Here is a 24,217-nt window from a genome sequence, read left to right as displayed (position 1 = left end):
CTAACTACTAGATTCAATTAATGGAGAGTGATAGACAATAATGATGGGAAAAAGATGGATACTGGCACTCGCTTTACTTCTTGTTTTACAAGCAGGGCTATCTGCGGTGTCGGCCGCAGCAGCGGTCAACGATGCCCGGATGACCAAATTCCGCGTGTATCAGAACGACAAAGCATTACGGGAATTTGCCACACAACAGCAAGCGGTGAACTATGCCAAGCAATTCGCTTACAGCCATGTCGAAAAGATTGCAGGCCGGATCTGGGTATGGGACAACTTCCCCAAGTACAAATTGTATCAGAACGGCATGAGCCGCAGCGCCTGGGAGTTCCAATCCTACGAGGAAGCAGTAAGAAAGGCTAAAACACTGAAAAACGTCCATATCCGCGATGTGGAAAAACCGGGCTGGGTCTACAGCAATCATACCAATTATCAATTATACCAAGGCGATAAGACCACTCCCCAGTGGGGATTTGCTGCCCTTGAAGAAGCAAAGAAAGAAGCGAAGCGATGGAAAAACGTACATGTTATGGACACCGCCTCCAATCAATGGGTGTGGGATAACCTGACCGTATCCCAGAAAAAATCGCAAAGAGCCTCAGATCCCGTGTATGAAATTTTTATTGACAATATCTCCACCGGTGACAAATACAGCTTCTTGTACGACGCGATCACAGCAGCTTCGGAGAAAGCCAACAGCGAAGTGGTGAATACGCACTCTTCCCAAATCGTGCATTCGAACATTCCGCCATACCGGATCCTGCAAAACGGACGGGAGATTAAAGCGTTCTTCGGTTTGGAGCAAGCGGTTCATTATGCGAAAGGTTTTGCCAATGCCGAGATTGTACGTGACAATAACGTATGGTGGACGAACAAACCCTATTACCAGGTCAAACAAGGCGATAAAGTGTTGCGATCGGTCCACAGCCGTTCATCAGCTGTAACGCTTGCTTCCAAGTATGCGAACAGCTCGGTCATGAACAGCGACGGCCGGGTACTATGGAACAATGGAAAGAAGCTGCTGTACTTGGGCTGGAACGGTTCGTCCAGAACGAGCACGATCATGAATCAGCTCGCCAATACGCAGGGTCTGGATATCGACTCACCGACCTGGTTTGAGCTTGCAGACGCAGAAGGAACGTTGACCGACACATCCGATCCTGCACTGGCGCAAACGCTTCGGAATCTGGGCATCCAGCTGGTGCCGCTTGTACACAATCAATTTGATCCCAAGCTGACAAGCGCGTTTCTCCGTAACAATAAAGCACAGGCAGCGTTTATCAAGCAGCTGGTCAGCCGCCTTACTGCGCTTCGGGCCAACGGTATTAATCTGGACTTTGAATCCATTGCCGGCGCCGACCGGGACTTGTATACGTCATTCGTGCGCAAGCTAACCGCCGCGGCGCATAAGGAAGGATTGTCGGTGTCTATTGATCTGCCGCGCGGCAGCCTGGCATGGAATCATCTCACGGCGTATGATCATGAGAAGCTTGCAGGCATCGTCGACTATATCATCATTATGGCTTATGACCAGCACTGGACGGGCAGCATCTCCCCCGGCTCTGTGGCCGGCCTGAAGTGGACAGAGGAAGGCGTGCAGGAATTTCTCTCTTATGGCATTCCGAGAAGCAAGCTGATGCTCGGCGTACCGTTCTATGTCCGGGAATGGAAACTGGACGCCTCCGGCAAACTGGTTGGAAACCGGACACTGCTGATGAAGGATATCCCTGCCCTGCTCGCATCGGAACAAGTAACCTCGTCGTTCGATCCGGAGTTTGGGCAGACGAAATACACATACCGCAAGGACGGTTATACGTATCTGTTCTGGGCAGAGACAGCGACCACGGTAAAAGCCCGCATCGACATCACAAAAAAATACGATCTGGCCGGCATCGCCGCCTGGCGGCTCGGGTATGAGCAATCGGATATATGGACCATGATGCTGCGGGAAAAATAAACAAAGGGTTGTTCCAGCGTAGTGGAACAACCCTTTTATTTTAATTGATTGAGGAGTGACCTAACATCCGTCACCGGAAAAAATGCTTGACAGCTAAAGTTTTTGCACACATATGCCGTCGTTTTCCCTCCAATCACTGTGGACGAAAGCATCTTAAATCGATAATTTGACGATTACAATTAGACCGAATTACGTTCCTAACCGCGGTTCGATGAGATAAAGAGTAATTTATAAGTTGACCCCGTTTATATTTTACCGTAAACGAAAACCGTAGTGATTTTTATATCTGCAAGGGATATAGCGATTAGGTGTCCGCATTTTTCTCGAGCTGATAAAAACAAAAAGAAGGAGCGCAGCTCTAACGAGCGCCTCCTCTTTCCGGAACATTATGACGGCACCTTTCTAGATTGCCAGCTCAACGATCATTACGATGAGCGTTAGCAAAGCGATGAGTTCTAATCTACTCATTCGATTCGCCTCCTTTGATAGGATGGCTCTCCAGTCCGGCTTCTCCTCTCCCAAGGAGGATATATTTAATATTTATGCAATGGGAGACACTAAGATGACATACTTAAACAGGAATTTTGGTTCATGTTCAGTCTCCGAATTTATAAACAAAAAATGCCATCTATTCCAGATCGCTACTGTTCATTATCTTAGACTAGTCGTATCTTTAGCCCCCCTCAATAACAGGCTATAGTGAACATAAAGGAGTGCACTCTCATCTCTTTTTACCGTTGTGCGCAATCTTATTTATCACTGTCTCCACAAACAAGATACTGGATTTACGAGAACATGGCGGAGCTTCCTGAAGTATCGTTTGACAAAAGAAGATGGGATGATTCTCCATGACTGAATTACAAGGTGTCTCAACCGAGATACTGGGTTTTTATTTGTATTTCACGCAGCTCACATCTCGGGTGACAGTTTAAACTCTGTAAGATACCTTAATCGTCAATCCGTTATATTACGAGTATAGTACTCAATAATGTCTTTACGACGGATTATTCCGATAAAGATTTGGTTATCGTCTACGACAGGAACAAAGTTCTGATCAGCAGCTAGATGAAGCATATCATCAAAATGCGCCTTGATCGAAACACTCTCATTATGAATACGGCGTTTAATTTCAAAAACTTTGACAATATCCAAGTTTCGAAAGCCCAATCCGGAAGTGTTCTTCATCTTCCATAAAAGATCCCCTTCAGAGAGAGTACCAACATATTTCCCCTCTTCATTAATAACAGGAATTGCCGTGTATTGAGTTTTCTCTAACATGTCCAGTGCCTCCTGCATATTAGCAGTTGAATGAATATAGGCTACTTTGTACTTGGGGAACAAAAAATCAGATATCTCCATTGCGCAGAACTCCCTTCTTCCAAACTTGAACATACGTTTTGCTTTTCGTGACACGAATCAAGATAAAGCACCCTGGAAAACGATGGATGATTATGTCGGGCCCTTTAGGGTCTTTATCCTTGTTTACTGCATTTTTTTATTGATGAATCTAAGTTTATCATACTTTTTAAAAAGAGAACCCTCAAAAAAGCGGCGCCCCCACGGTAGCGCCGCTTTCACTCTTTCCAATGTTACCTTAATCAATCATTCAATATCCCGTCACCAGTCTCCAAGGCCTAAGTTGAACTGCCAATTTACCCCGAACTTGTCCGTTACCATACCATAGTATTTGGACCAATCGGTTTCTTGCAGCTCCATACGCACGGAGCCGCCTTCTTTCAGCTGATTGAACACTGATTGAATTTCTTCCTTGTTATTACTTACAATAGCAAGGCTGATGTTGTTTCCGACCACATAAGGCATCCCGGGAAAAATATCCGAGAACATGACGTTGCTTCCGCTAATCGTAAGCCGCGTGTGCATGATCAGATGTTTTGCTTCCTCAGGCAGGGTGAATGCCGGATTAGGCGGCATTTCTCCAAAGGTCAACATCTTCGGTTTCTCCGTTCCGAACACTTCTGCGTAATATTCCACCGCTTCACGACAGTTTCCATCAAAATTCAGATAAGCATCAACCGACATGCTTCTTCACCTCTTCATGAAATGTTAGTAAATGTAAATACTGTTGTTCACTAACATTATATCATTTTAACATTACTCAATCAAAAGCAATAAAATCTTAACCCCATTACAGTAACGGACAAAAATGACGCTTAGTCGATCATTCCGTGCGCTAAGCAGCTAATATGTCCGTTACACGCATTTCGCAAAAAAAGCCAGAGAGCGCTTGAATGCTCCCTGACCTTCCTGACTCCAGATATTGTGCTATACGCTCCGCCACGCTTGCTTCATCTAAGCCGACGGTATCGTGAATGGACGAATAACCCGGGACAGCAGACCATGCTTGGGCGAGCCCAAGAAGCTGATCATAAATACCAGGCCGGTGGCAAACGCCATCGATCCGGAGATGGACGTATCGAGCCAGACGGCGATGTAATAACCGGAGATGGCGGATAGGACGCCAAAAGCACCGCTAAGCACCAGCATCACCGACAGCCGGTCCGTCCACAAGTAAGCGGCGGCAGCCGGTGTAATGAGCATGGCGACCACCATAATCGCACCGACTGCGTCAAATGATGCAACTGTAGTGACGGAGACAAGCGACATAAACACGTAATGCATGAGCATGACCGGGATACCCAGGCTGGCTGCAAGCGCCGGATCGAAGGAGGTAATCTTCCACTCCTTATAGAAGGCAAGGATTGCAAGCAGCACCACGATCAATACGATGGCCAATAGAAATGCAGCTTCGGGCACAGCTCCGATGAAAGGCAGCTCGATCGTATTCCAGGGGACGAACGTAATCTCACCCATCAACGCATGTTTGACATCCAGATGAGCATTCCCGACCTGCGTGGCAATCAGAATGACGCCAATCGCAAATAAAGTGGTGAATACAACACCGATCGAAGCATCGTGCTGGATGCTAAGAGAGTTGAACCACTGAACAAGCACTGCTGTCAGAAGTCCCGCTATAATCGCGCCGATGAGCATATGTCCGCCGCTCAGCTGACGCGTGATTATAAAGGCAATGACTATGCCAAGCAGTACGCTATGACTTATCGCATCCGCCATCATCGCCATCCGACGTAAGATGAGAAAGACACCGATTAACCCGCATGACAATCCGACCAGCGATGCGGTAAGCAGAATCCATCCTGTGTAACTCATGTTAATCCCCCTTCTCCAGCTTGACCTGTGCGTTCCATGGCCGGATAAGCTGTTTTTTCTGTGTCCGCAGCTGCAGTGCCTTGATCAACAATCCCTTTTGTGCGCCAAATAGCAGTGAAAAGATGAAAAAAGCAGAGGAGGCAACGACGATAAACGGGCCTGTCGGCCATCCTTTGCCAAGTGTGCTGATCATCGTACCGAGCATGCCTGCCCCGCCGCCGAACAAAGCAGACAAAATGATCATCCATTTAAACGAATGCGTCCAATACCGTGCGCTGACAGCTGGAATGATGAGCAGCGCCGCCATGAGAATAACGCCAACCGCCTGAATTCCGATCACGATAACAAGGACGAGCACAGCCAGATATACACCATTCATCAGACGATTGGACATCCCGAGTCCTTTGGCAAAATCCGCATCGAACAGAAATAGCTTCCACTCCTTGAAGGCAATAAACACGACTAGCATCACAATAAGCGCAAGAAACAGCATGACATATACATCCTGGCGGGTCATTGAAGCCGCCTGCCCGAAGATGAAACCGTCCAGACCGCTCTGATTGCCGCTGGCGGTCCGGTTAACAATGGTGAGCAGCATAATGCCGAGGCCAAAGAACACGGATAAAATAATGCCCATCGCGGTATCCTCTTTGATACGGCTGGAGGAACGGATCCATTGGATGAGCAAAGCGCCGATCAGCGCACTTACGGCCGCTCCTGCAATAATGACTGGCAGGAACTTCGTTCCGATCAGCGCAAAGGCAATGACGACACCCGGTAAAGCGGCATGGGACAGGGCGTCGCTCATCAGGCTTTGCCGTTTCCAATAGGCAAGGCAGCCGATCATGCCCGAGGCCATCCCGAGAATCAACGTACTAAGCAGCACCCACTGCGCATTGGGTGAGAGCAGTAAAGTCATCATTACCCCTCCCTTACCCAGCGGAGTCCTCCGCCATAAGCCCGATATACATTCTCCTTCGTAAATACATCCTCTGTACTGCCATGCGCCACGACCGTCCGGTTCAGCAGCAGCACATGGTCGAAATAATCCTCTACCGTCTGAAGGTCGTGATGCACGACCATGACCGTCTTGCCCGCCGTCTTCAGTTCATTGAGGGTCGCCATGATCGCCTGCTCCGTTGCGGCGTCCACACCGGCCAGCGGTTCATCCATAAAGTATAGATCCGCATCCTGCACAAGCGTACGGGCCAGGAATACCCGCTGCTGCTGCCCTCCGGAGAGCTGGCTGATCTGCCGCCCGGCATAATCCGCCATCCCCATCTGCTCCAGCGCAGCCATCGCCTTCTCCCGATGGCAGCGCTTCGGCCATTTCAGCCATCCCACATGGCCATACAGCCCCATCATCACAACATCGAGCGCATGAGTAGGAAAGTCCCAATCCACCGAGCCGCGCTGCGGGACATAACCGACACGGGTTTTCATCCTGCCGAATGTCGAGCCGAAAAAAGAAACGGAACCGGACAGCTTCGGATGCAGCTCCAGCAATACCTTCAGCAGTGTTGATTTGCCCGCTCCATTGGGCCCGACGATGCTCGTTAATGAACCTGGCTGCACTTCGAAGGATACCTCGTCAAGTACTTTGTTTCTCCGGTACGATGCATTCAATCCTTGTACGCTTAATACGGCCATATCACTCACCCTCACTTGTTAAAGCATGAAAAATCGTCTCCACATTATGCCGGTACATACCGATATAGGTGCCTTCCGCCGTTCCGGACTCACCCATTGCATCCGAGAACAGCTCGCCGCCCAGCCTTACATCAAGCCCACGGCTTGCAGCGCCTTCAATGACGGCTTTGATCGAATTTTGATTGATGCTGCTTTCTACGAAGACAGCCGGAATGTGATGTTCCATTAAGGTTTCAATCGTCTCGTCGATATCGGAGATGCCGATCTCATCCTCCGTGCTCAGCCCCTGCAGGCCAACCACCTTCATCTCGTACATACGCCCGAAATAACCAAATGCGTCGTGGGCCGTTACAAGCACACGTTTATCTTGCGGGATTAACGCCAGCTTTTCTTGGGCCTCCGCCTGCAGCTCATCCAGCTGCTCAAAGTACTTCGCCTTGTTCGTTTCGAAATATACAGCATCGTCCGGCGAATACTTAATTAGCGCCTCAGTTGCAGCGCCAAGCGCCTGCTTCCACAGCCCGATATCGAACCATACATGCGGATCGGCAGCCCCCGCTTTATCTCTAAGCAGCTTATCCTGCGGGATTGCCTCCGCAATAGCCGCAACCGGCTTTGACTTGCCGATCTGTTCGAAAATTTCCGTCATATTCCCTTCCAGGTGGAGTCCGCTGTACAGCACGATATCTGCACCCTCCAGCTTCTGGATGTCCCCATGTGTCGCATTATAAAGATGCGGATCCACACTAGGCCCCATCAGACTCTCTACGTTAACCCGGTCGCCTCCAATCATCGATACCGGTTCAGCGATCTGTGCGATTGTCGTCACAACGTTAATCTTGCCGTCCTCCCCTGGAATTTGCGGACTCGCCGCATCCGAAGAACACGCAGAGAGCAGCAGCGACAAGACGAGCACCACCATTACACTCCCGAGGATTGATATTCGCTTAAGCAACTGATTTTTCATGTGTATCTCCTCCTGATATTGTGAAATGAACTTCATGCTGCATTCACCCAAATAATCTGTACTTATACAAAAATGTTTCCCTTATGCAAAAGTTATACCTAAGTACAAAACTAATGCTTTCCGTGCTCTTTGTCAAGTGGTAATTCGTTTCAGAAAAGGATATCGGCAGATGGATCAACGACAAACGAATACAAGACCATGCATGATTGCTCACTGAGGAGTCATGCATGGTCTTGTTTAACTGATAGAGGTTAAAGTGCACCTGCACAAAAAAAACGGCATCCCCTCAAATGGAGATGCCGCTTAGTGATTACCTATTAACTTGCCAGCCCTTTGGACAGCTGTGCGTTCGCCGCCTGGAGTCTCTTGATCTCTAATCGGATCAGCAGAGATACGATAAACGCAGCAACGAACAGTACAGCAAAAATATACAGCGTAGCGATATAGCTATCAGTCGTCGTGCGGACCCATGCTGCTATAATCGGGCCGGCCAAGCCTGCCGCTGCCCATGCAGTCAAGATATAGCCGTGAATCGCTCCAAGCTGCTTCGTACCGAACAGGTCGCCGATATAAGCCGGGATCGACGCAAAACCGCCGCCGTAACAGGTAAGGATCAAAAAGATCAGCAGCTGGAAGATCAAGGCGTTTCCAGATAACGGGAGCAGAACAAATGCTACGGTTTGGATAATGAAGAACGTTGTATACGTATTTGGCCTTCCGATATAATCGGAGAAGGACGCCCATCCGATACGGCCCAGTCCGTTAAACAAGCCCATCACGCCAACCATTGCAGCTGCGGCAAGCGGGGTCATGCCCGCAATTTCCTGTGCCATTGGAGAAGCAACGGAGATTACGGCGATACCGCATGTTACGTTGATAAAGAGCATAACCCAAAGCATCCAGAAGCGTGAGGTTTTTACTGCTTCATTAGCGGTAAGCTGAGACAGATCGACTTTCAGCTCCTTCTTGCCGGACTCGATCGCCGCTTTATAATGCGCCGGCAGCCAGCCTGCTGGCGGCGGAGCAAGATATAGCGCTGAGCTGGCAATAAGAACGAAGTAAATTGCGCCTAAAATATAAAATGTGTTTGCAATGCCAACCGAATCGATCAAACGCGCCATGATCGGACTGCTGATCAACGATGCAAAACCAAAGCCCATAATGGCAAGCCCGGTGGCTAAGCCCCTTCTGTCCGGAAACCATTTCACCAAGGAGGACACCGGCGTTATGTAACCAACCCCTAAGCCAATCCCCCCGAATACGCCGTAAAATAAATACAACAGCGCCAATGATCCTACATCTACCGCATAACCTGAACCAATAATCCCGATACCAAAGAAAGCGGCGGAGAGCAGGCCTGCTTTGCGCGGGCCGAACTTCTCCACAAAATGTCCTAAAAAAGCAGCGGAAAGACCCAGAAATAAAATAGCAATACTGAAAGTGTAAGTTACTTCTTTAAGATCCCATCCGAATTGGTCGATCAGCGGCTTGGAAAAAACGCTCCATGCGTATACCGAACCGATCGAGATGTGGATTCCGACCGCTGAGGCGGCAATTAGCCAGCGGTTTTTTGTTTTTTGCATCCTTTCATTTCCCCTTATCATGATGTTTATCTATATACATGAAAACCGCCGCAGTCTTTTGCTGAGGGAATTCCCGCAGCAAAAAGACTGCGGCGGTTAGCCTTAAGCAGGAACACTACTCAGCACCAACTGCACGCAACTATACATTATTGTGAAAACCGTTAACCGGAAGACAGGATCGCTGTCCCGTGTGAACCGTTTTGCACAATCATTAGCTAACTTTGAACATATTGTGTCTAACGACATTTAACAATATATCATGGAAACGCTGACATAGTAAATACAAAATTTCCGATAAAAGAACATTTTCTTTTCTTTTTCAACAGTTCATCCTTTCAGATTAACAATAACCCTTCCCCGCGATTGTCCATCCAGCATAGAAGGAACAACCTCTGGCACCTGCTCCAGAGCGATTTCTGTGTACATGTCCTCCAGCATAACCGGCTTGTACTCCCCAGCTAACAGCTTCCATACCTGCTCCCGTCTGGCCATGCCTGCGGATACAGAATCAATGCCAATGAGACGGATGCCCCGAAGAATAAACGGAAATACCGTCGTCGGCAGCTCGATTCCACCGGTTAAGCCGCTGGCCGCAACCGCCCCGCCATATTGCACGCTGCTTAATATAGACGCCAAGGTTTTCCCGCCAACGCAATCAACCGCGCCGGACCAGATTTGTTTGTTCAGCGGCCTCGCCTGTTCAGGAATGACTTCTTCCCTGGACATGACCCGAGAGGCACCCAGCTTAAGCAGCTCTTCTCTCCTGTCCTCTTTTCCTGTGCTTGCTGCCACCTCATACCCAAGCTTTGACAGTATAGCTACCGCGACACTTCCTACGCCTCCCGACGCGCCGGTCACAAGAACGGGACCGCTGTCCGGGAGAATCCCGTTTTGCTGCAATTCTTGGACGGACATCGCCGCTGTAAAGCCAGCCGTACCGAAGATCATCGCTTCTTTTAACGAGAGTCCCTGCGGAAGCTTTACCGCCCATTCCGCTGGAATCCGCGCATATTGGCTCAAACCGCCATAATGGCTCACCCCGAAATCATAACCGGTAACAAGGATCTCATCCCCTTCTTTGAAATGTTCATTCCTGCTTTCGACAACAATCCCCGCCATATCGATGCCAGGAATGAATGGATAGGTCTTGACTATATTTCCGTTCGGGATGCAAGCTAATGCGTCTTTATAATTGATGCTGGAATATACAACGTTCACGAGCAGCTCACCCGGCGGCAATTCATCTAATGCAAGGAAACGAATATCTGTTTTCACACGATCATCAATCTTGTCTACGACTAATGCTTTAAAGGAATTGATAGGAATCCCTCCCGGGAGATGAGATAGAATCAGTTGACTTTCATTGTAAACGCTTCCTAGTCCGTGGTCAACGGAAACCAAGTATAACCTCCTTTGACGACAATCATTCCCTTGGGTACAATAAAACTATCAGGATAAGGAGTGATTCCAATTATGGATCAACATAATGAAAACAATATTGAGTTAGCGACGTTTGCCGGCGGTTGTTTCTGGTGTATGGTATCACCTTTTGAAGAAATCCCGGGTTTTTTAAGCATCGTATCGGGTTATACCGGCGGTGACAAGCCTAATCCCACGTATGAAGAGGTTTGCTCTGAAACAACCGGACATGCCGAGGCTGTGCAGATCAAGTTCAATCCGAATGTTATGGCCTACACCGATTTGCTCGATATTTTCTGGCGGCAGATCGATCCCACCGATGCGGGCGGGCAATTTCATGACCGCGGACATTCCTACCGGACGGTTATCTATTATCACAACGAGCGGCAACGAGCGGAAGCGGAAGCCTCAAAGCGCGCCCTCGAGGAAAGCGGCAGATTTGATCGGCCGATCGTTACGCCGATTGAACCGGCTGCTCCTTTCTATCCCGCAGAAGACTATCATCAGGAATTTCACAAGAAAAATCCGTTTCGTTATAAAACTTATCGCCGGGGATCGGGACGCGACGCATTTATTGAGCAGCATTGGTCTCTTCAGAAAGATCTTGACCATCTAAGAAACACGCTGACGGATATGCAGTATCATGTTACGCAAAATAATGGAACGGAACCGCCTTTTCGCAATGAGTTCTGGGACCATCGCGAGGAAGGCCTTTATGTTGATATCGTCTCCGGAGAACCGCTGTTCAGCTCGCGGGAGAAGTTCGATTCCAATTGCGGCTGGCCAAGCTTCACCGCTCCCCTGCTTCCGGGACATGTCAAAGAAAATCTTGATCTTACCCATGGGATGATCCGCACCGAGGTGCGCAGCCGCGATGCGGATTCCCATCTCGGACATGTATTTGAGGACGGCCCGGGACCGAACGGGCTGCGATACTGTATAAACTCGGCAGCGCTGCGCTTCATTCCTAAAGCGGACCTTGAACGCGAGGGTTACGGCAAGTTTTTATCGTTGTTTAAGTAATCAATTTCATACCATCAAAAAGGGGGTGTCCCGTCGTCATCATCGATGACTTATGGGACACCCCCTTTATTTCATCCTATGTGATAATACTCACCGATAAGTCACTTCAAAGGTGGAACCAATCGGTATGATTTCGTAGAGATATTGGCTAATCAGATCCTTTTCGATCGCCGTTACCGCCGCTGTGGTGTGTACATCGAAGTGTATGGTTCCCGTATGCGCATCATAATGATTAAAGATCATATGGCCTTCTGATAACATGTTATTAATGACGCCCACAATGCCATATTGATCCAGGTTTCTGCTCATTGCAGCTTGTATAATGTCATCGGGAAGCTCATATACAGGCGGGACCTTGTCGTCCTGAACCATCGGATAGGCTTTCACTTTGAAGCAAATATACGGAAGCAGATGACCCGAAGCAAACTGCTGCAAGCTGGCGATATCCTTATCCGGCAGTTGAAGCTCCTCGTTCCATGCATAGATGACAGCCGTATTTTTGCCGCCCGTATGAATTCTTATATACTTTAAATGCGGATAATGATTTTTAATTAAGTATTCCGATAATAAGCGAGTTCCCACTGTTACCACCCCATATCAAGGATAAGGACAATAATGTTAACGCTTACAAATCAGCTGGTGCACTCTCATCACATCCATCTTATTCCGATACTCCATTAAAAATTCATATCCCTCCCTATATGACAGGCTTTGATTAATTGTAGCAAAATTCCATCCAGAACAAAACTCCTTTCTAAATGCATCGCCCATACAACTTTACCCGCTGAAGCTGGTCTTTTTTACTATGGATGACAAAGCAATGATTGTGCTCATGCACATGGTTTGTATTTTATGCAAAATTTCTGTTACACTAACTCTTACTTAGTTATTCTGTTCAAATGCAGCTTCATTGCCAGCCAATGTACATAGCAGTCTCACGAACGAAAAGGAGAAATGGTAATGGTAGAAGAAGTCATTCTCGATCACATGACGATTAGCGTAACGAACTATAAAGAAGATATCGTTAACAACGCATCCGGCAAAGAATCAAAACAAATATCATTTGAATTTAAGGTTAGAGGAAGACAGGATTACCACGACATAACCGTATTATTGTATAATACAACATTTGATGTCAGCGTTCCCGGAAAAAGCCTGAAATTCAGAGGAACCATCAACCACTACTCCACATCGGTGCCGAATTTTGAGGATGAACATTCCGCTGTAGATTTCAAATTAGGCTTAATCGAAGTGTAACTGCAGCAGCATACGGATCACATAGAAAGCCGCTTACTTCTAACAGTAAAGTAAGCGGCTTTTAAAGCTGTTTCGGTGGCGGAAAATCCAACGAGTTACATCATTACAAAAAGTTTCCTGATTAGCCTAAAGACGAGCTTGTTGATCCGTTTCTCCCCACTCGGTTTATAGATGAATCCTATCGGGTATTTAATCACATGATGTGAAGATTGGGGGCGTTCCGAGTGCAGATCGGCGGAAGATTTTATCAAGCGGCGATTAATATTATTTTAGTGTTAATCATGATCTATTTGGCTTCCAAAATCGATTTTGTGTTCCGCCCATTTCGATTAGCGTTTGACATTGTTGTTATGCCTGTCATTTTTTCTGTTTTTTTCTATTACATCCTTCGTCCATTTGTATCCAAGCTTCATCACTTAAAGATGAACAAGGCCCTTGCGATTCTGCTGCTGTACGCCTTAATGGCCGGACTATTTATTTTGTTTCTATTCCTGGTATGGCCTACGCTAAAATCTCAAATTACCAGCTTTGTCGAGAGCCTGCCGTTATTGGCCACCGACTTCCAGAATCAGCTGCAGCAACTGCAGAACAGTGAAATCGTCCAAGGCGTCGACATCAACGAATCCAGCCTGATGAACAAGCTTACGGACTATTTATCCGATGTAATCAACTCCGCATCCGAATACGTTTCCGGGGCCGTCTCATTTATCACTACGTTTATTATCGTAATCAGCACCGTTCCCATTCTTCTTTATTACATGCTGAAACAGGATAAGGAAGCGTATCGCAAAATCTTGCATACGTTCCCTCCGCGCTTGCGCTCCGAGACCCGGGATACGCTGCTGCAAATCGATAAAATTTTAAGCGAATTTATTTTAGGTCGGGTAGTTCTATGCGTATTACTTGGGATCATGGTCTATATCGGTTTTCTGATTATCGATCTCCCCTACTCCCTGATGCTTGCATTAATCGTCGCGTTTTTTAATTTAATTCCTTATATCGGTCAGATTCTAGCCATGATTCCTTGCCTGATCGTCGCATTTATCGACTCCCCGTCTTCCGTGATTTGGGTCATTCTCATTATCATGATTGCACAGCAGATCGAGGGCAACCTTTTGTCGCCGCATATCTACGGGAGAAAGCTCGATATCCATCCGGTCGTCACGATTCTGCTAATACTGATTGCGGGAACAATCAGCGGCATTATCGGGATTATGGTGGCGATACCGGTTTATCTCATTGCAAAAGTGATCCTGGCAAAGCTTTATCATCACTTTATTGAACCTAAAATTTCCGAACATTCTCCTTAAAATTGGAATGGGTTGTCCCCTATGTCGGCATTTCTTTTTCTACTTTGACTGCATCCACCTCGCTAATGATCAGACGGAAACGATTGCCCATATCGACAAGAGAAGCATTTACCGCCGCGCCGTCTAATCCGTCGAACACAATACGCGCAGGATCGGCTTTGCCGCCGATTCCGAGTGGGTGTACCTCGATCCTAGGCTTGTGCGCGGCAACCGTTGGACATACTTCGAGCATGTGCGAACCAAGAATCATCTCATTGCCAGGCTCGAAATGATAGGTATAGTCCTCCATAAACGAAGTTTGCTTATTGCCTGCAATCGTTTTGATCATTCTCGTTAATGCCGCTGTCTTCCAGTCCCCCTCTCCTGCGAAGCCGTATCCCTGCTCCATTAAGCGCTGTACAGCAAGACCAGGCAGCTGCTTCATGCCAAGCAGATCCTCAAAGGTAGTCGTGAAAGCGGTAAAGCCGCCTTCCTCCAGGAAAGCTTTCATGCCCAGCTCAATGCGGGCCTGCTCCGCTATCGAATCCCAGATTGCCGGTGTATTGCGGGACGCCTCGGAGATTTCGTAGCGCTCAGCATATTCACCCAGAAGCTGCTTCACTTCGCTATCTGATACTTCCTTCATCCGCTGGACCAAATCCCCGATACCGTAACCGTTGATTGACCATCCGAATTTAATCTGCGCTTCTACCTTATCGCCTTCCGTAACCGCTACCTGGCGCATATTATCTCCGAAACGAGCCTTTCAGATTGCGGCTCTCCGCCACCGCCACCGCGGTGTGCATCCAACCGCTAATCCGCGCGATGACATCGGGATTCTCCCAATATCCAACAACCACTTTGCGGTTAATTCCCAATCTTGTACCGATAAATCCATATTCACGCTCACCATGCGCGGACTGGTTCGTGTTCATAAAGTCCATATCGATGCTGTCCCATGGAATATCACGGTTGAATTGGGTATGCAGGTGCAGCATCGGCTTGCGAAGCTCGGACAAGCCTGCGATCCACATTTTTGCAGGAGAATCATTTTTTAATTTCAAGCCCCAAAACAAAAGATATAACGATATTTAGGATAAATAATCCAGAACGTTTTCGTTCATATTAACTTGGAAGAAGTTTCACATCCACCGCATAATTGAGAAAGGAAGTGTACTACTATGGATAACGTCGAATTAGCCCGCTCCTTGTTCGGCACATCAATGGCGTTTCACATTATTTTCGCGACGCTGGGTGTAGGAATTCCATTTATGGTCGTATTTGCTGAATTGATGTTCCAAATCCGAAAAAACAAGCATTATGCTATCCTTGCGAAACGCTGGACCAAAGGCTTTGCCATCATTTTAGGGGTCGCTATTCCATCGGGGACGATTGTGGGGGTCATGCTATCGCTGCTGTTTCCTGGTTTTATGGCCATTGTGGGGCAGGTCATTGCCGTACCGTTTCAAGTCGAGATCTGGGCTTTTCTTCTTGAAGCGGTCTTCATGTCCATCTATGTGTATGCAGCAGACAGGCTCTCCCCGCTGCTTCGGATTGTCAGCGTCTTTTTCGTTGCGCTGGGAGCCAGTGCCTCAGCCGTCTTGATTACCGATGCCCATGCATGGATGAATACACCCCGGGGCTTTGATCTCGTAAACGGCGAGGTTGTTAATGTGGATCCAATCGCGGCTATATTCAGCCCCAGCCTTTATACAACAGCGCTTCATGTCCTTTCCTCCGCATATATGACGGGGGCATTCGTCATTGTCTCGCTGGCCGCCTATAAGCTGCTCAAACAAGGTAAATCAAAGGAAGAGTACGATTATCATAACCGCGCCCTCCTGCTCGGGCTTATCGTTGGCGGTGCGCTTTCCCTGTTCACTGCTCTGAATGGCCATGCTACCGCCCAGATGCTGCATCATTACCAGCCTGAGAAGCTGGCCGCGGCTGAGGGATTGTTCGAGACAACCGACTATGCGCCGCTCGCCATATTTGGCGTGGCCGATCCTGAAACGGGAGAAGTGAAAGGCGGCATCGAAATTCCCTGGGCGCTCAGCTTTCTCGCAGGCAACAGCTTTGATACAGTCGTAAAGGGCTTGAATGAATACCCCAGAGAGCTATGGCCGCCGCTTTATATCCATACGCTGTTCAATATTATGGTTGTAATCGGCATACTGCTGATCGGCTTGTCTTTCGGCGTCTTGATCTGGCGATACGTGCTCAAGCGGACGCTTCCCCGCTGGCTGTTAAGGCTGCTCGTAAGCTCGGGCGCACTGTCCCTGATCGGTATCGAGACTGGCTGGATTTTCAGCTGTACCGGCCGCCAGCCATGGACGATATACCACATGCAGCTGACAAAGGACGCTGCCACCCAAACGGGTAACTTAGGGCTGCTGTTTACCTTATTCGTAAGCATCTACGCGGTTTTGTTATTTCTGACCGCATTTGTCCTGCGCTATTACTTCAAGCGCCATCCGGTTTCCAAAGATTTAATGCCGCAGCCGCATATAACTGAAGATGAAGGGGTTGGGACCAATGGCTGAGTCATCGATTGCGATCCTCTTAGTCTGGACGCTGTTATTCGTATATTCCATTTTGGGTTCTGTCGATTTTGGGGCGGGCTTTTGGGGAATGGTGTATGGCCGCAGCGAAGTGACGAATGCCGGGGCGCTTGCCAACCGGTACTTATCACCGACTTGGGAGGTGACGAATACATTCTTGGTTCTGGTCGTTGTTGCCTTGGTCGGTTTTTTCCCGAAGGCCATATCGATGCTGGGAACAGCCCTGCTGCTGCCGGTAAGCCTGGTTTTGATCCTGCTTTTGATCCGCAGCAGCTTTATGGTATACGCCTATTCCTCTAAAAAATACGGAAAAGAGCTCACCATTGTTTCCGGCGTCACCGGATTGCTTATTCCCGGTTTGCTTGTAGCTGTGCTGCCGATTTCGCTGGGCGGTTTTATCGACATCGTGGATGGGGTGCCTATCCTTCATTTCGGCCGTTTGTTGGCTTCGCCTACACTCTGGGTGCATCTGGGGTTTGGCCTGTCCACCGAGCTTTTTTTATCGGCGCTCTTTCTGGCCGATTATTCCAAAGAATCCGGTGATCGGGGGGCTTATCTGTTATATCGCAAAGCAGCGCTTTGGCTGGGTCCGTTTACGCTGTTTTTTGCCGTCATCACGACCTATACGATGGTCTCGGAAGCGTACTGGATCGTGGAAGCGATCGAGAACAACGTGCTCTGGTTCATCTTTTCGACACTTGCATTCGTAATCGGGTATACAGCTTTATTATGGAAGCCGGCAAACGGCATGCCCGGTGTCCCGAGAGCCGCCTTTACTGCGATTATCGTCCAATATGCCTTCGCCAGCATCGGATACGGGCTATCACATCTCCCGTATATTATCTATCCGTATCTGACTGTAGAGCAGGGGTTCACCAACCCTAACACGTTCCGGGCACTGCTCGTCTCTTATGTTATCGGACTGCTGATTCTCGGTCCCGCTTTCTACTTATTTTGGAAGCTGTTTTTGAAGGACAAACGGTATTTGCGCCAAGAATAACAGAAAATCAAAAAAACTGCCCTCACGGGCAGTTTGGTATTCCACTTGATTATTAAGACATTTCAAAAACCTAAAACAACGAAAGCCCTGCCTCTCTTCCATCCTTGCGGCTCCGAAGACCGCGCCAGTGTGAATCGGGTATATCTATAGAAACATTCATTAATTTTATATTACAAGTAGATAGGTCATTATATCACCCGGTTACATTCTTGTCAATAATATAGGTTTGCTTACAAAAATTACAAATGAACATAAGCCCCGTTTCGCCGAACACGATCCGCAATCGCTCGTCATCTTCCACCTCTAATGTTTCCCTTCCCAGCTCATCCGTATCGCCTATGGCAAAAAAGTTGGTCTGATTACCACAATCGCACTGAAATAATAATTTCAAATCTAACCCTTCTTTCTTATTTTTTTAACTGTTGACACTTGACAATGATACACTCTGTATCATAAATTACTAATAGTAGAGAAACTGTTTCAGGTTGGCTAAAACGAGAAAGAAAGTATAAGTCTAAGGAGTTCACGACATGACGATGGGAGATCGATTAAGAGAACTACGTCTAAAAAAAAGCATCTCACAGGAAGAAGTAGCCCGCCAAATCGGCATTACCCGCTCCGCATATAGCCATTATGAGATTAACAACCGCCAGCCTGTGTATGAAACGTTAATCAAATTGGCCGCACTGTTTGATGTAACATTAGATTATATTATCGGAGGTGAATCCAGCAAGCAGGAAAACACCATCATGCCCGATACGATCGAAATTATCCGTCTTCTCAATAATATGGATCATGATAAACGCAAACGATCGATCGACCAGATGATGAAAGTCATCCAACAGGCAGAATGATGTTTTGTACACATGCTTATGTAGACGTTCTATATTTACGGTGAGATCGGTTTTTTGAAGAAAAGCAAGCTCAACAAGACAACAACATCTCCCGCTGCGTAACCGGAAATAATATCGGTTGCAAAATGAATACTGAAATATAAGCTAAGCCATATAGTGTACAAGCCAGCATCGCATTAGCACTCCCAAAAAGCAGTCATTCCCTCATTGACAGTATTGCCAATCATAGTGGTTACACTCCGGTCTAACGATGAAGGCCCTTACTCCGGAATCGTAAGAAGTAGGCTAGCAAAGATCGCTGCTGAACAAGCTGCGCCGCTTAGATAGCCTATTCTTCTTCCCGTAATGTTCATGCCGTTCTCTCCTCTCTTGCCGGCAGCGTAATCCAAAAGACGCTCCCGTTCCCTAATTGGCTTTCCACATGAATTGTCCCATCATGCGCATCAACAATTTCTTTTACGATGGCCAGCCCGATGCCACTGCCTCCATAAACCGGATTTCGAGACTTATCTTTCTTGTAAAACCGGTCGAAGATATAGGGCAAATCTTCAGCATCCATACCGCTTCCGGTATCATGAACGCCCGTAACAACGGTTTTATTGCGGGCATCATAAGCAAAGGTGATCGTCAATTTCCCGCCTTCTGTCATATGCTTGAGCGCATTGTAAATGAGATTTGACATCACTTGGCTCATTCGAAACGGATCGATGTGAAGTTTTATCAACTCCGGATTGAGCGCTTCTGATTCCTCTTCCTGTACAAATCGGCATTCAAAGGCGATCCCTTTGCTCTCAATATCGAGCTGATAGTATTCTGCCTGAAGGTGAATCCATTCGGATAATCGAATGTTTTGTTTGTCAAAAGGCGCCTGACCGGCTTCCAGCTTGGATAAGTCGAATAAATCGTCGATCAATCGGTTCAGTCCGTCAACCTTATTCAGCATCAACCGGATATATCTTGCTTGCTCCTTGGGATCTTTGACGACTTCATCCTGGAGCACCTCCAAATAACCTTGAATGAGCGTCATCGGCGTTCTTAAGTCATGGGAGATGTTCGTCATCAAATGACGCCTCGAATTTTCCATTTTGGCAAGCTCAGCATTGGCCTTCTCCAATGTTTCATTGGACCTGAGCAGTTCATTCGTCCGCTCTTCGATACGCTCTTCCAGATGTGTGTTTAATTCCCGAACCTCAGCGGACACAAGCTCCACCTTGCGAAGCGCATGGGAAAATCGGGATGAAATGATGAAAGATTGCATCATAATAAAGAAGAACAATCCAATGGGAACGAGATCGCTGATGCCAAACCATTCATTATAAAACGACATATCATTTAAGACTGCAATGAAGAAAACTAAAACACCGCTTAAAACGAGCAAGGCTCCTTCACGTCTTCGCAGCCTTGCTGAGACCAGTATATATAATAGATAGAGGCTGGTTAAAACCACGTATAATTGAATGATACCGAGCAGCTTGGAGTAGAAGCCGCCGGTTGTCGTGAGTACGATAAGACATAACGCGGCGCTTATAATGATCAAAGCAATTAAGAACCGCTTGGATACATCCTTCGGAAACAAATAATAAATATATAGATACGTTGACAACGCGGACAATGAGAATGTGATGTATTCGATTTTTAACGCTGCTTCCCAAGAGATCTCAGGAAACCACTGCATCAAATAAGCATCACCGGTGACAATAATCCGTAAGGAAACAAACAAACAAAGCAGTCCGAACCATAAAGTGAATTTTTCTTTACGCCGGAGCGCGAACAAACCCAAATGATAAAAGCCGACCATGACCAGACTGCCGAAGATGACCATCTGCTCGGCTGTAACTCGCATCTGGTATTGCTCCATTTCATCGCTCATGCCCAGTATAAAATCCGTCCATATGCCGCCGCGGCGATGGTCATAATTGGATACTTGAACGACCATCTCATGATGCCCGTCTCCGTTCTGAAAGGAAACCACCTTTGGATACTGTCCCGGGGAAGAATCCTGTTTGTTATCGGCGACCTCGCCTCCACTGGCGATCAGCCTGCCCTCAACCCATAAGCGGTAGGCGCTCGAAATGTTCGGAATGCGTAAAGATAATATGTAATCGCCCGGCTGTGTTATGATGGTTAATCGAAAGGTACCGTAGCCCTCTCCATCATGTAAATCATCAATTCCCGTATAGCTGTTCCATGATTTTGGCACCGTAACGTATGCAGCAGGGATGTTATCCCATATTGTGCCAGACTTCAGCAGCTTAAACGGATAGAACTCCCACTCCCCTGAGAGGCTTACGGTTCCATGCCGGTTCAGGTCAACACCGGACAAATCGATCATGCCATGCCGGGCTTGAATCTGGCTGTCTTTGGGAGAGCTTATACAGCCTGCTGACGTCAATAAAACGATGACCAGAATGGAAATGCCTATGTATCTTTGCCAAAGCAATCTATTTCCCTCCAAAAGATAATTGCTTCAAATCCCTTGCATTCGTTATAATAGTCGAGAAAGCGAGGGAGAGCAAGAATGAGCGAGACGCATATATTGGTTGTCGATGACGAACCCGAAATCACAGAACTCATCGGTTTATATTTAACACGTGAAGGATACAAGGTCCATACGGCTGACAACGGAACAGATGCAATTCAACTAGCAGAGGAGCTCCGTCCTGACCTGATCATTCTCGACATACAACTTAAAAGCATGAACGGTATCGAGGTTTGTGAAGATCTGCGTACCAGATCCGATGTCCCCATCATGTTTGTAAGCTGCAAAAGCGACGATACCGACATTATACACGGTTTATCCGTGGGCGGCGACGATTATATTACAAAACCGTTCAGCCCCAAACAGCTTGTAGCTCGTGTCAAAGCGCATTTGCGCAGAATGACGCTTCAATCGAGCGCCCGCACGGAAGGGAATGGTTCGAATACGGTTCTCTCCTTCGGCAGCCTTGTGATCGATCTGGATGCGCATACGGTGAAGATTGACGATCAGTATGTTCCGCTGTCCGCGAAAGAATTTGATTTATTGACGTATCTCGCGCAAAGCCCGAATAAGGCTTTTCAATTGGACCATCTATATCAAGTCATATGGGGAACCGACAGTGTCGGTGATACCCGCACGTTGATGGTACATATCAGTAATTTACGAAAAAAGATCGAGACCGATCCGGCCAATCCGTCCTATATCGTTACGGTGCGCGGAGTCGGCTACAAATTTATCGTCAAGGAAGGAACCTCTCATGTATATCGCTGACAAATGGACTGACTACGAACTTTTGGATACTGGTGACGGAGATAAGCTTGAACGCTGGGGTCATGTTATCTTACGCCGCCCCGATCCGCAAATCATATGGCCGATTACGAAGGAAACCGGGATGTGGAAGCAGGCGGATGCCCATTATCATCGCAGTTCTTCCGGAGGCGGCCAGTGGGATTTCCACAAAACGCTGCCGGAGAAATGGACGCTTTCCTATGGCGACTTGCGGTTCCAGATCCGACCGACAAACTTCAAACATACCGGGCTGTTTCCCGAGCAAGCCGTTAACTGGAGCTGGATGATGGACAGGATCCGGGAGGCGAACCGTCCGATTCGCGTGTTGAACCTGTTCGCTTATACAGGAGGCGCTACGGTCGCTGCTGCGGCAGCGGGGGCTGAAGTATGCCATGTGGACGCGGCGAAGGGGATGGTGCAGTGGGCCAAGGAAAATATCCAATTGTCCGGCCTTGAGCAAAAACCTGTCCGCTTCATTACGGATGATGTATTTAAATTTGTGCAGCGCGAGCAGCGCCGAGGTCGGCAGTATGACGCGATCATTATGGATCCCCCGTCTTATGGCCGCGGACCCAACGGGGAAATGTGGAAGCTTGAACAGAACCTTTACCCATTCCTGGAGTTCTGCACGTCGATTCTATCGCCTAATCCTTTGTTTGTGTTAGTCAATTCATACACGACCGGTTTGTCACCGTCGGTTTTACACAACTTGCTGCACATGACAATCGGGCGAAAATTCGGCGGTTCTATACATTGCGGGGAAATCGGCCTGCCAATTACGCAGTCCGGATTAAATTTGCCGTGCGGTATATTAGGGAGATGGGAGTCCAAGGAATGAACGGAAACCGCTCTGCAGAGCTGCTCCCCATTCCGGTCCTTTATGAGGATAATCACCTGCTTGTCGTTGTGAAACCGCCCGGCATCCCCTCCCAAGAGGATGAGAGCGGCGATCCCGATATGCTGACATTGCTCAAAAATGATTTGAAGCGAAGATACAATAAACCGGGAAACGTGTTTCTCGGTCTTGTTCATCGCCTCGACCGACCGGTAGGCGGCGTTATGCTGTTCGCCAAAACATCAAAGGCCGCTTCACGTTTGTCCGAGGCTGTTCGCAGCCGAAGCATCGGTAAAACCTATGCGGCGGTCGTAAACGGCCAGCCGGCCAAGCCTTCCGGCCATTTAAAGCATTATTTATTAAAAGACAGCCGCACCAACACGGTTCGTTCGTTCAGCAATCAGGTACCGGCTAGCAAGGAAGCGCTGCTTGATTATGATACGATTGCAACAACCGGCAGCCGCTCATTGGTAGCAATCAGGCTGCATACCGGAAGATCGCATCAAATCAGGGTGCAAATGGCAGCGATTGGATGTCCTTTGGAAGGAGATCTTAAATATGGGAAAGCGACCTCTAAAGGAACCTATTCTGAGATCGCCCTCTGGTCAACCTCAATTGTGACAACGCACCCTATAACCAAAGAAACGCTTACATTCCGCAGCGTTCCTCCCCATGTCTCGCCATGGAACACCTGGACGCAGAGCCAATTGGAACTTGCTGCAGACAGGATGCTGCTGTAGAGGAACACGGAAAGCGTGGATATGTTGAAAAGAGACTTTATTGAAGATTGCTGCATATACATATTAGAACGAGCACAAATCATGCTTCTCGTCTCTTGATTCGGCAGTTAAGTGTTGAGGTTACACGGCGGACTCGGCGGCGACTGCTGCCGGATGGGTCTTGTCCGAGCTTGTCACTTTTCCGAGCAAGTATACGAGCAGCTGCTGATTATGGGATGAAATACGGTCAAGCGCCTCTTGGATATAAGCTTCCCGAAGCTCCATGCCGCGCTTGGCCTCCATGTTTCCTTTGGTTGTTACGGACACCCATACAATCCGGCGATCTGCCTCATCCCTTGTTCTGGCAATCAGATCATTGCGCTCCATACGATCGAGCAGTGTTGTGATCGCGGCGGGCGTTGTAGATAGATATTGCAGCAGATCCGACGGTTTCATCGGTTGATGCTGCAGCAGCAGCTCAAGCACATTCAATTGACCTTCAGTTAAGCTGGGGGCCAGCGCTTCCTCCAAGTACATCTTCCACTCTTTGGAAAACTTCATCCATAACCTCGCGAATTCTGTAGCATGCACATTTCCCACCTCCTGCCTTTCATTATACCATTTGGCAATGTCGAATAAAAGATTA

Annotated in this window: 22 protein-coding genes and 1 pseudogene; 10 read left to right on the top strand and 13 right to left on the bottom strand. The window is 47.9% G+C overall.

Going from position 1 to position 24,217, the window contains the following annotated elements; all coding sequences use genetic code 11:
- Window positions 1-40: 40 nt before the first annotated feature.
- Entirely contained in the window at window positions 41-1,957 is a 1,917-nt protein-coding gene (locus tag IEW11_RS01780; protein WP_229724906.1) for a glycosyl hydrolase family 18 protein, read from the top strand.
- 954 nt (window positions 1,958-2,911) lie between these two features.
- Here IEW11_RS01780 and IEW11_RS01775 read toward each other — a convergent pair.
- From IEW11_RS01775 to IEW11_RS01740, 8 genes are all read right to left on the bottom strand, one after another.
- Complete coding sequence (locus IEW11_RS01775; protein ID WP_188528429.1) at window positions 2,912-3,316, bottom strand: CBS domain-containing protein; 405 nt, start codon at window positions 3,314-3,316, stop codon at window positions 2,912-2,914.
- Between the two features lie 258 nt (window positions 3,317-3,574).
- Window positions 3,575-3,997, bottom strand: coding sequence for a VOC family protein (locus IEW11_RS01770; RefSeq protein WP_188528427.1), 423 nt, complete (start codon window positions 3,995-3,997; stop codon window positions 3,575-3,577).
- A 270-nt stretch (window positions 3,998-4,267) separates the two neighbouring features.
- On the bottom strand, window positions 4,268-5,146 hold the full coding sequence (locus IEW11_RS01765; RefSeq protein WP_188528425.1) for a metal ABC transporter permease: 879 nt from the start codon (window positions 5,144-5,146) through the stop codon (window positions 4,268-4,270).
- 1 nt (window position 5,147) lies between these two features.
- Window positions 5,148-6,068 carry a metal ABC transporter permease gene (locus IEW11_RS01760; RefSeq protein WP_188528423.1) on the bottom strand — a complete coding sequence of 307 codons (921 nt, stop codon included), beginning with the start codon at window positions 6,066-6,068 and terminating at the stop codon, window positions 5,148-5,150.
- Complete coding sequence (locus IEW11_RS01755) at window positions 6,068-6,796, bottom strand: metal ABC transporter ATP-binding protein (RefSeq protein ID WP_188528421.1); 729 nt, start codon at window positions 6,794-6,796, stop codon at window positions 6,068-6,070. The genes IEW11_RS01760 and IEW11_RS01755 overlap by 1 nt, the downstream gene beginning before the upstream one ends.
- Before the next feature lies 1 nt (window position 6,797).
- A complete protein-coding gene (locus IEW11_RS01750; RefSeq protein ID WP_188528419.1) occupies window positions 6,798-7,763 on the bottom strand; it encodes a metal ABC transporter solute-binding protein, Zn/Mn family in 966 nt (321 codons plus the stop codon).
- Window positions 7,764-8,080: 317 nt separating this feature from the next.
- The gene (locus IEW11_RS01745; protein WP_188528417.1) at window positions 8,081-9,346 is read right to left on the bottom strand and encodes an L-lactate MFS transporter; all 1,266 of its coding nucleotides are present in this window, start codon (window positions 9,344-9,346) and stop codon (window positions 8,081-8,083) included.
- A 327-nt stretch (window positions 9,347-9,673) separates the two neighbouring features.
- Window positions 9,674-10,666 carry an oxidoreductase gene (locus IEW11_RS01740; RefSeq protein WP_188528770.1) on the bottom strand — a complete coding sequence of 331 codons (993 nt, stop codon included), beginning with the start codon at window positions 10,664-10,666 and terminating at the stop codon, window positions 9,674-9,676.
- 153 nt (window positions 10,667-10,819) lie between these two features.
- On the opposite strand from IEW11_RS01740, the gene msrA reads away from it, so the two are divergent.
- Window positions 10,820-11,788 (top strand): peptide-methionine (S)-S-oxide reductase MsrA, encoded by a 969-nt coding sequence (gene msrA, locus IEW11_RS01735; RefSeq protein WP_188528415.1) that lies wholly within the window; start codon window positions 10,820-10,822, stop codon window positions 11,786-11,788.
- Between the two features lie 90 nt (window positions 11,789-11,878).
- On the opposite strand, the gene IEW11_RS01730 is transcribed toward msrA, so the two are convergent.
- A complete protein-coding gene (locus IEW11_RS01730; protein ID WP_188528413.1) occupies window positions 11,879-12,370 on the bottom strand; it encodes a hypothetical protein in 492 nt (163 codons plus the stop codon).
- Between the two features lie 378 nt (window positions 12,371-12,748).
- Between IEW11_RS01730 and IEW11_RS01725 the strand changes: the two genes are divergently transcribed.
- Both IEW11_RS01725 and IEW11_RS01720 read left to right on the top strand, forming a co-directional pair.
- Window positions 12,749-13,045: a DUF3219 family protein gene (locus IEW11_RS01725; protein ID WP_188528411.1), complete on the top strand. Its 297-nt coding sequence runs from the start codon at window positions 12,749-12,751 to the stop codon at window positions 13,043-13,045.
- Window positions 13,046-13,269: 224 nt separating this feature from the next.
- The gene (locus IEW11_RS01720; protein ID WP_188528409.1) at window positions 13,270-14,355 is read left to right on the top strand and encodes an AI-2E family transporter; all 1,086 of its coding nucleotides are present in this window, start codon (window positions 13,270-13,272) and stop codon (window positions 14,353-14,355) included.
- Between the two features lie 25 nt (window positions 14,356-14,380).
- On the opposite strand, the pseudogene IEW11_RS01715 reads toward IEW11_RS01720, so the two are convergent.
- Window positions 14,381-15,380, bottom strand: a pseudogene (locus tag IEW11_RS01715) (L-arabinose isomerase family protein); the annotation flags it as partial.
- A gap of 135 nt (window positions 15,381-15,515) precedes the next feature.
- On the opposite strand from IEW11_RS01715, the gene IEW11_RS01710 reads away from it, so the two are divergent.
- Together IEW11_RS01710 and IEW11_RS01705 are read left to right on the top strand one after the other, a co-directional pair.
- Window positions 15,516-16,877, top strand: a complete 1,362-nt coding sequence (locus IEW11_RS01710; protein ID WP_188528408.1) for a cytochrome ubiquinol oxidase subunit I — start codon at window positions 15,516-15,518, stop codon at window positions 16,875-16,877.
- Window positions 16,870-17,895 (top strand): cytochrome d ubiquinol oxidase subunit II, encoded by a 1,026-nt coding sequence (locus tag IEW11_RS01705; RefSeq protein ID WP_188528405.1) that lies wholly within the window; start codon window positions 16,870-16,872, stop codon window positions 17,893-17,895. Before IEW11_RS01710 ends, IEW11_RS01705 begins: the two co-directional genes overlap by 8 nt.
- A 193-nt stretch (window positions 17,896-18,088) precedes the next feature.
- On the opposite strand, the gene IEW11_RS01700 is transcribed toward IEW11_RS01705, so the two are convergent.
- On the bottom strand, window positions 18,089-18,286 hold the full coding sequence (locus IEW11_RS01700) for a hypothetical protein (RefSeq protein WP_188528404.1): 198 nt from the start codon (window positions 18,284-18,286) through the stop codon (window positions 18,089-18,091).
- A gap of 139 nt (window positions 18,287-18,425) precedes the next feature.
- On the opposite strand from IEW11_RS01700, the gene IEW11_RS01695 reads away from it, so the two are divergent.
- Complete coding sequence (locus IEW11_RS01695) at window positions 18,426-18,749, top strand: helix-turn-helix domain-containing protein (RefSeq protein ID WP_188528402.1); 324 nt, start codon at window positions 18,426-18,428, stop codon at window positions 18,747-18,749.
- Between the two features lie 349 nt (window positions 18,750-19,098).
- On the opposite strand, the gene IEW11_RS01690 is transcribed toward IEW11_RS01695, so the two are convergent.
- Window positions 19,099-21,189 (bottom strand): sensor histidine kinase, encoded by a 2,091-nt coding sequence (locus tag IEW11_RS01690; RefSeq protein WP_188528400.1) that lies wholly within the window; start codon window positions 21,187-21,189, stop codon window positions 19,099-19,101.
- Window positions 21,190-21,267: 78 nt separating this feature from the next.
- Here IEW11_RS01690 and IEW11_RS01685 point away from each other — a divergent pair, with 78 nt between their 5' ends.
- From IEW11_RS01685 to IEW11_RS01675, 3 genes are read left to right on the top strand one after another with little or no spacing between them, the layout of a single operon-like run.
- Window positions 21,268-21,999, top strand: coding sequence for a response regulator (locus tag IEW11_RS01685; RefSeq protein ID WP_188528398.1), 732 nt, complete (start codon window positions 21,268-21,270; stop codon window positions 21,997-21,999).
- Window positions 21,986-22,855 (top strand): class I SAM-dependent methyltransferase, encoded by an 870-nt coding sequence (locus IEW11_RS01680; protein ID WP_188528396.1) that lies wholly within the window; start codon window positions 21,986-21,988, stop codon window positions 22,853-22,855. Before IEW11_RS01685 ends, IEW11_RS01680 begins: the two co-directional genes overlap by 14 nt.
- A complete protein-coding gene (locus IEW11_RS01675) occupies window positions 22,852-23,592 on the top strand; it encodes an RluA family pseudouridine synthase (protein ID WP_188528394.1) in 741 nt (246 codons plus the stop codon). Before IEW11_RS01680 ends, IEW11_RS01675 begins: the two co-directional genes overlap by 4 nt.
- Window positions 23,593-23,712: 120 nt before the next feature.
- On the opposite strand, the gene IEW11_RS01670 is transcribed toward IEW11_RS01675, so the two are convergent.
- Window positions 23,713-24,162, bottom strand: a complete 450-nt coding sequence (locus IEW11_RS01670) for a MarR family winged helix-turn-helix transcriptional regulator (RefSeq protein ID WP_188528392.1) — start codon at window positions 24,160-24,162, stop codon at window positions 23,713-23,715.
- Between the last annotated feature and the right edge of the window lie 55 nt (window positions 24,163-24,217).

Source organism: Paenibacillus abyssi (assembly GCF_014640295.1).
Taxonomy (GTDB): domain Bacteria; phylum Bacillota; class Bacilli; order Paenibacillales; family Paenibacillaceae; genus Paenibacillus_D; species Paenibacillus_D abyssi.
This window is presented reverse-complemented; position numbering and strand designations above follow the sequence as displayed.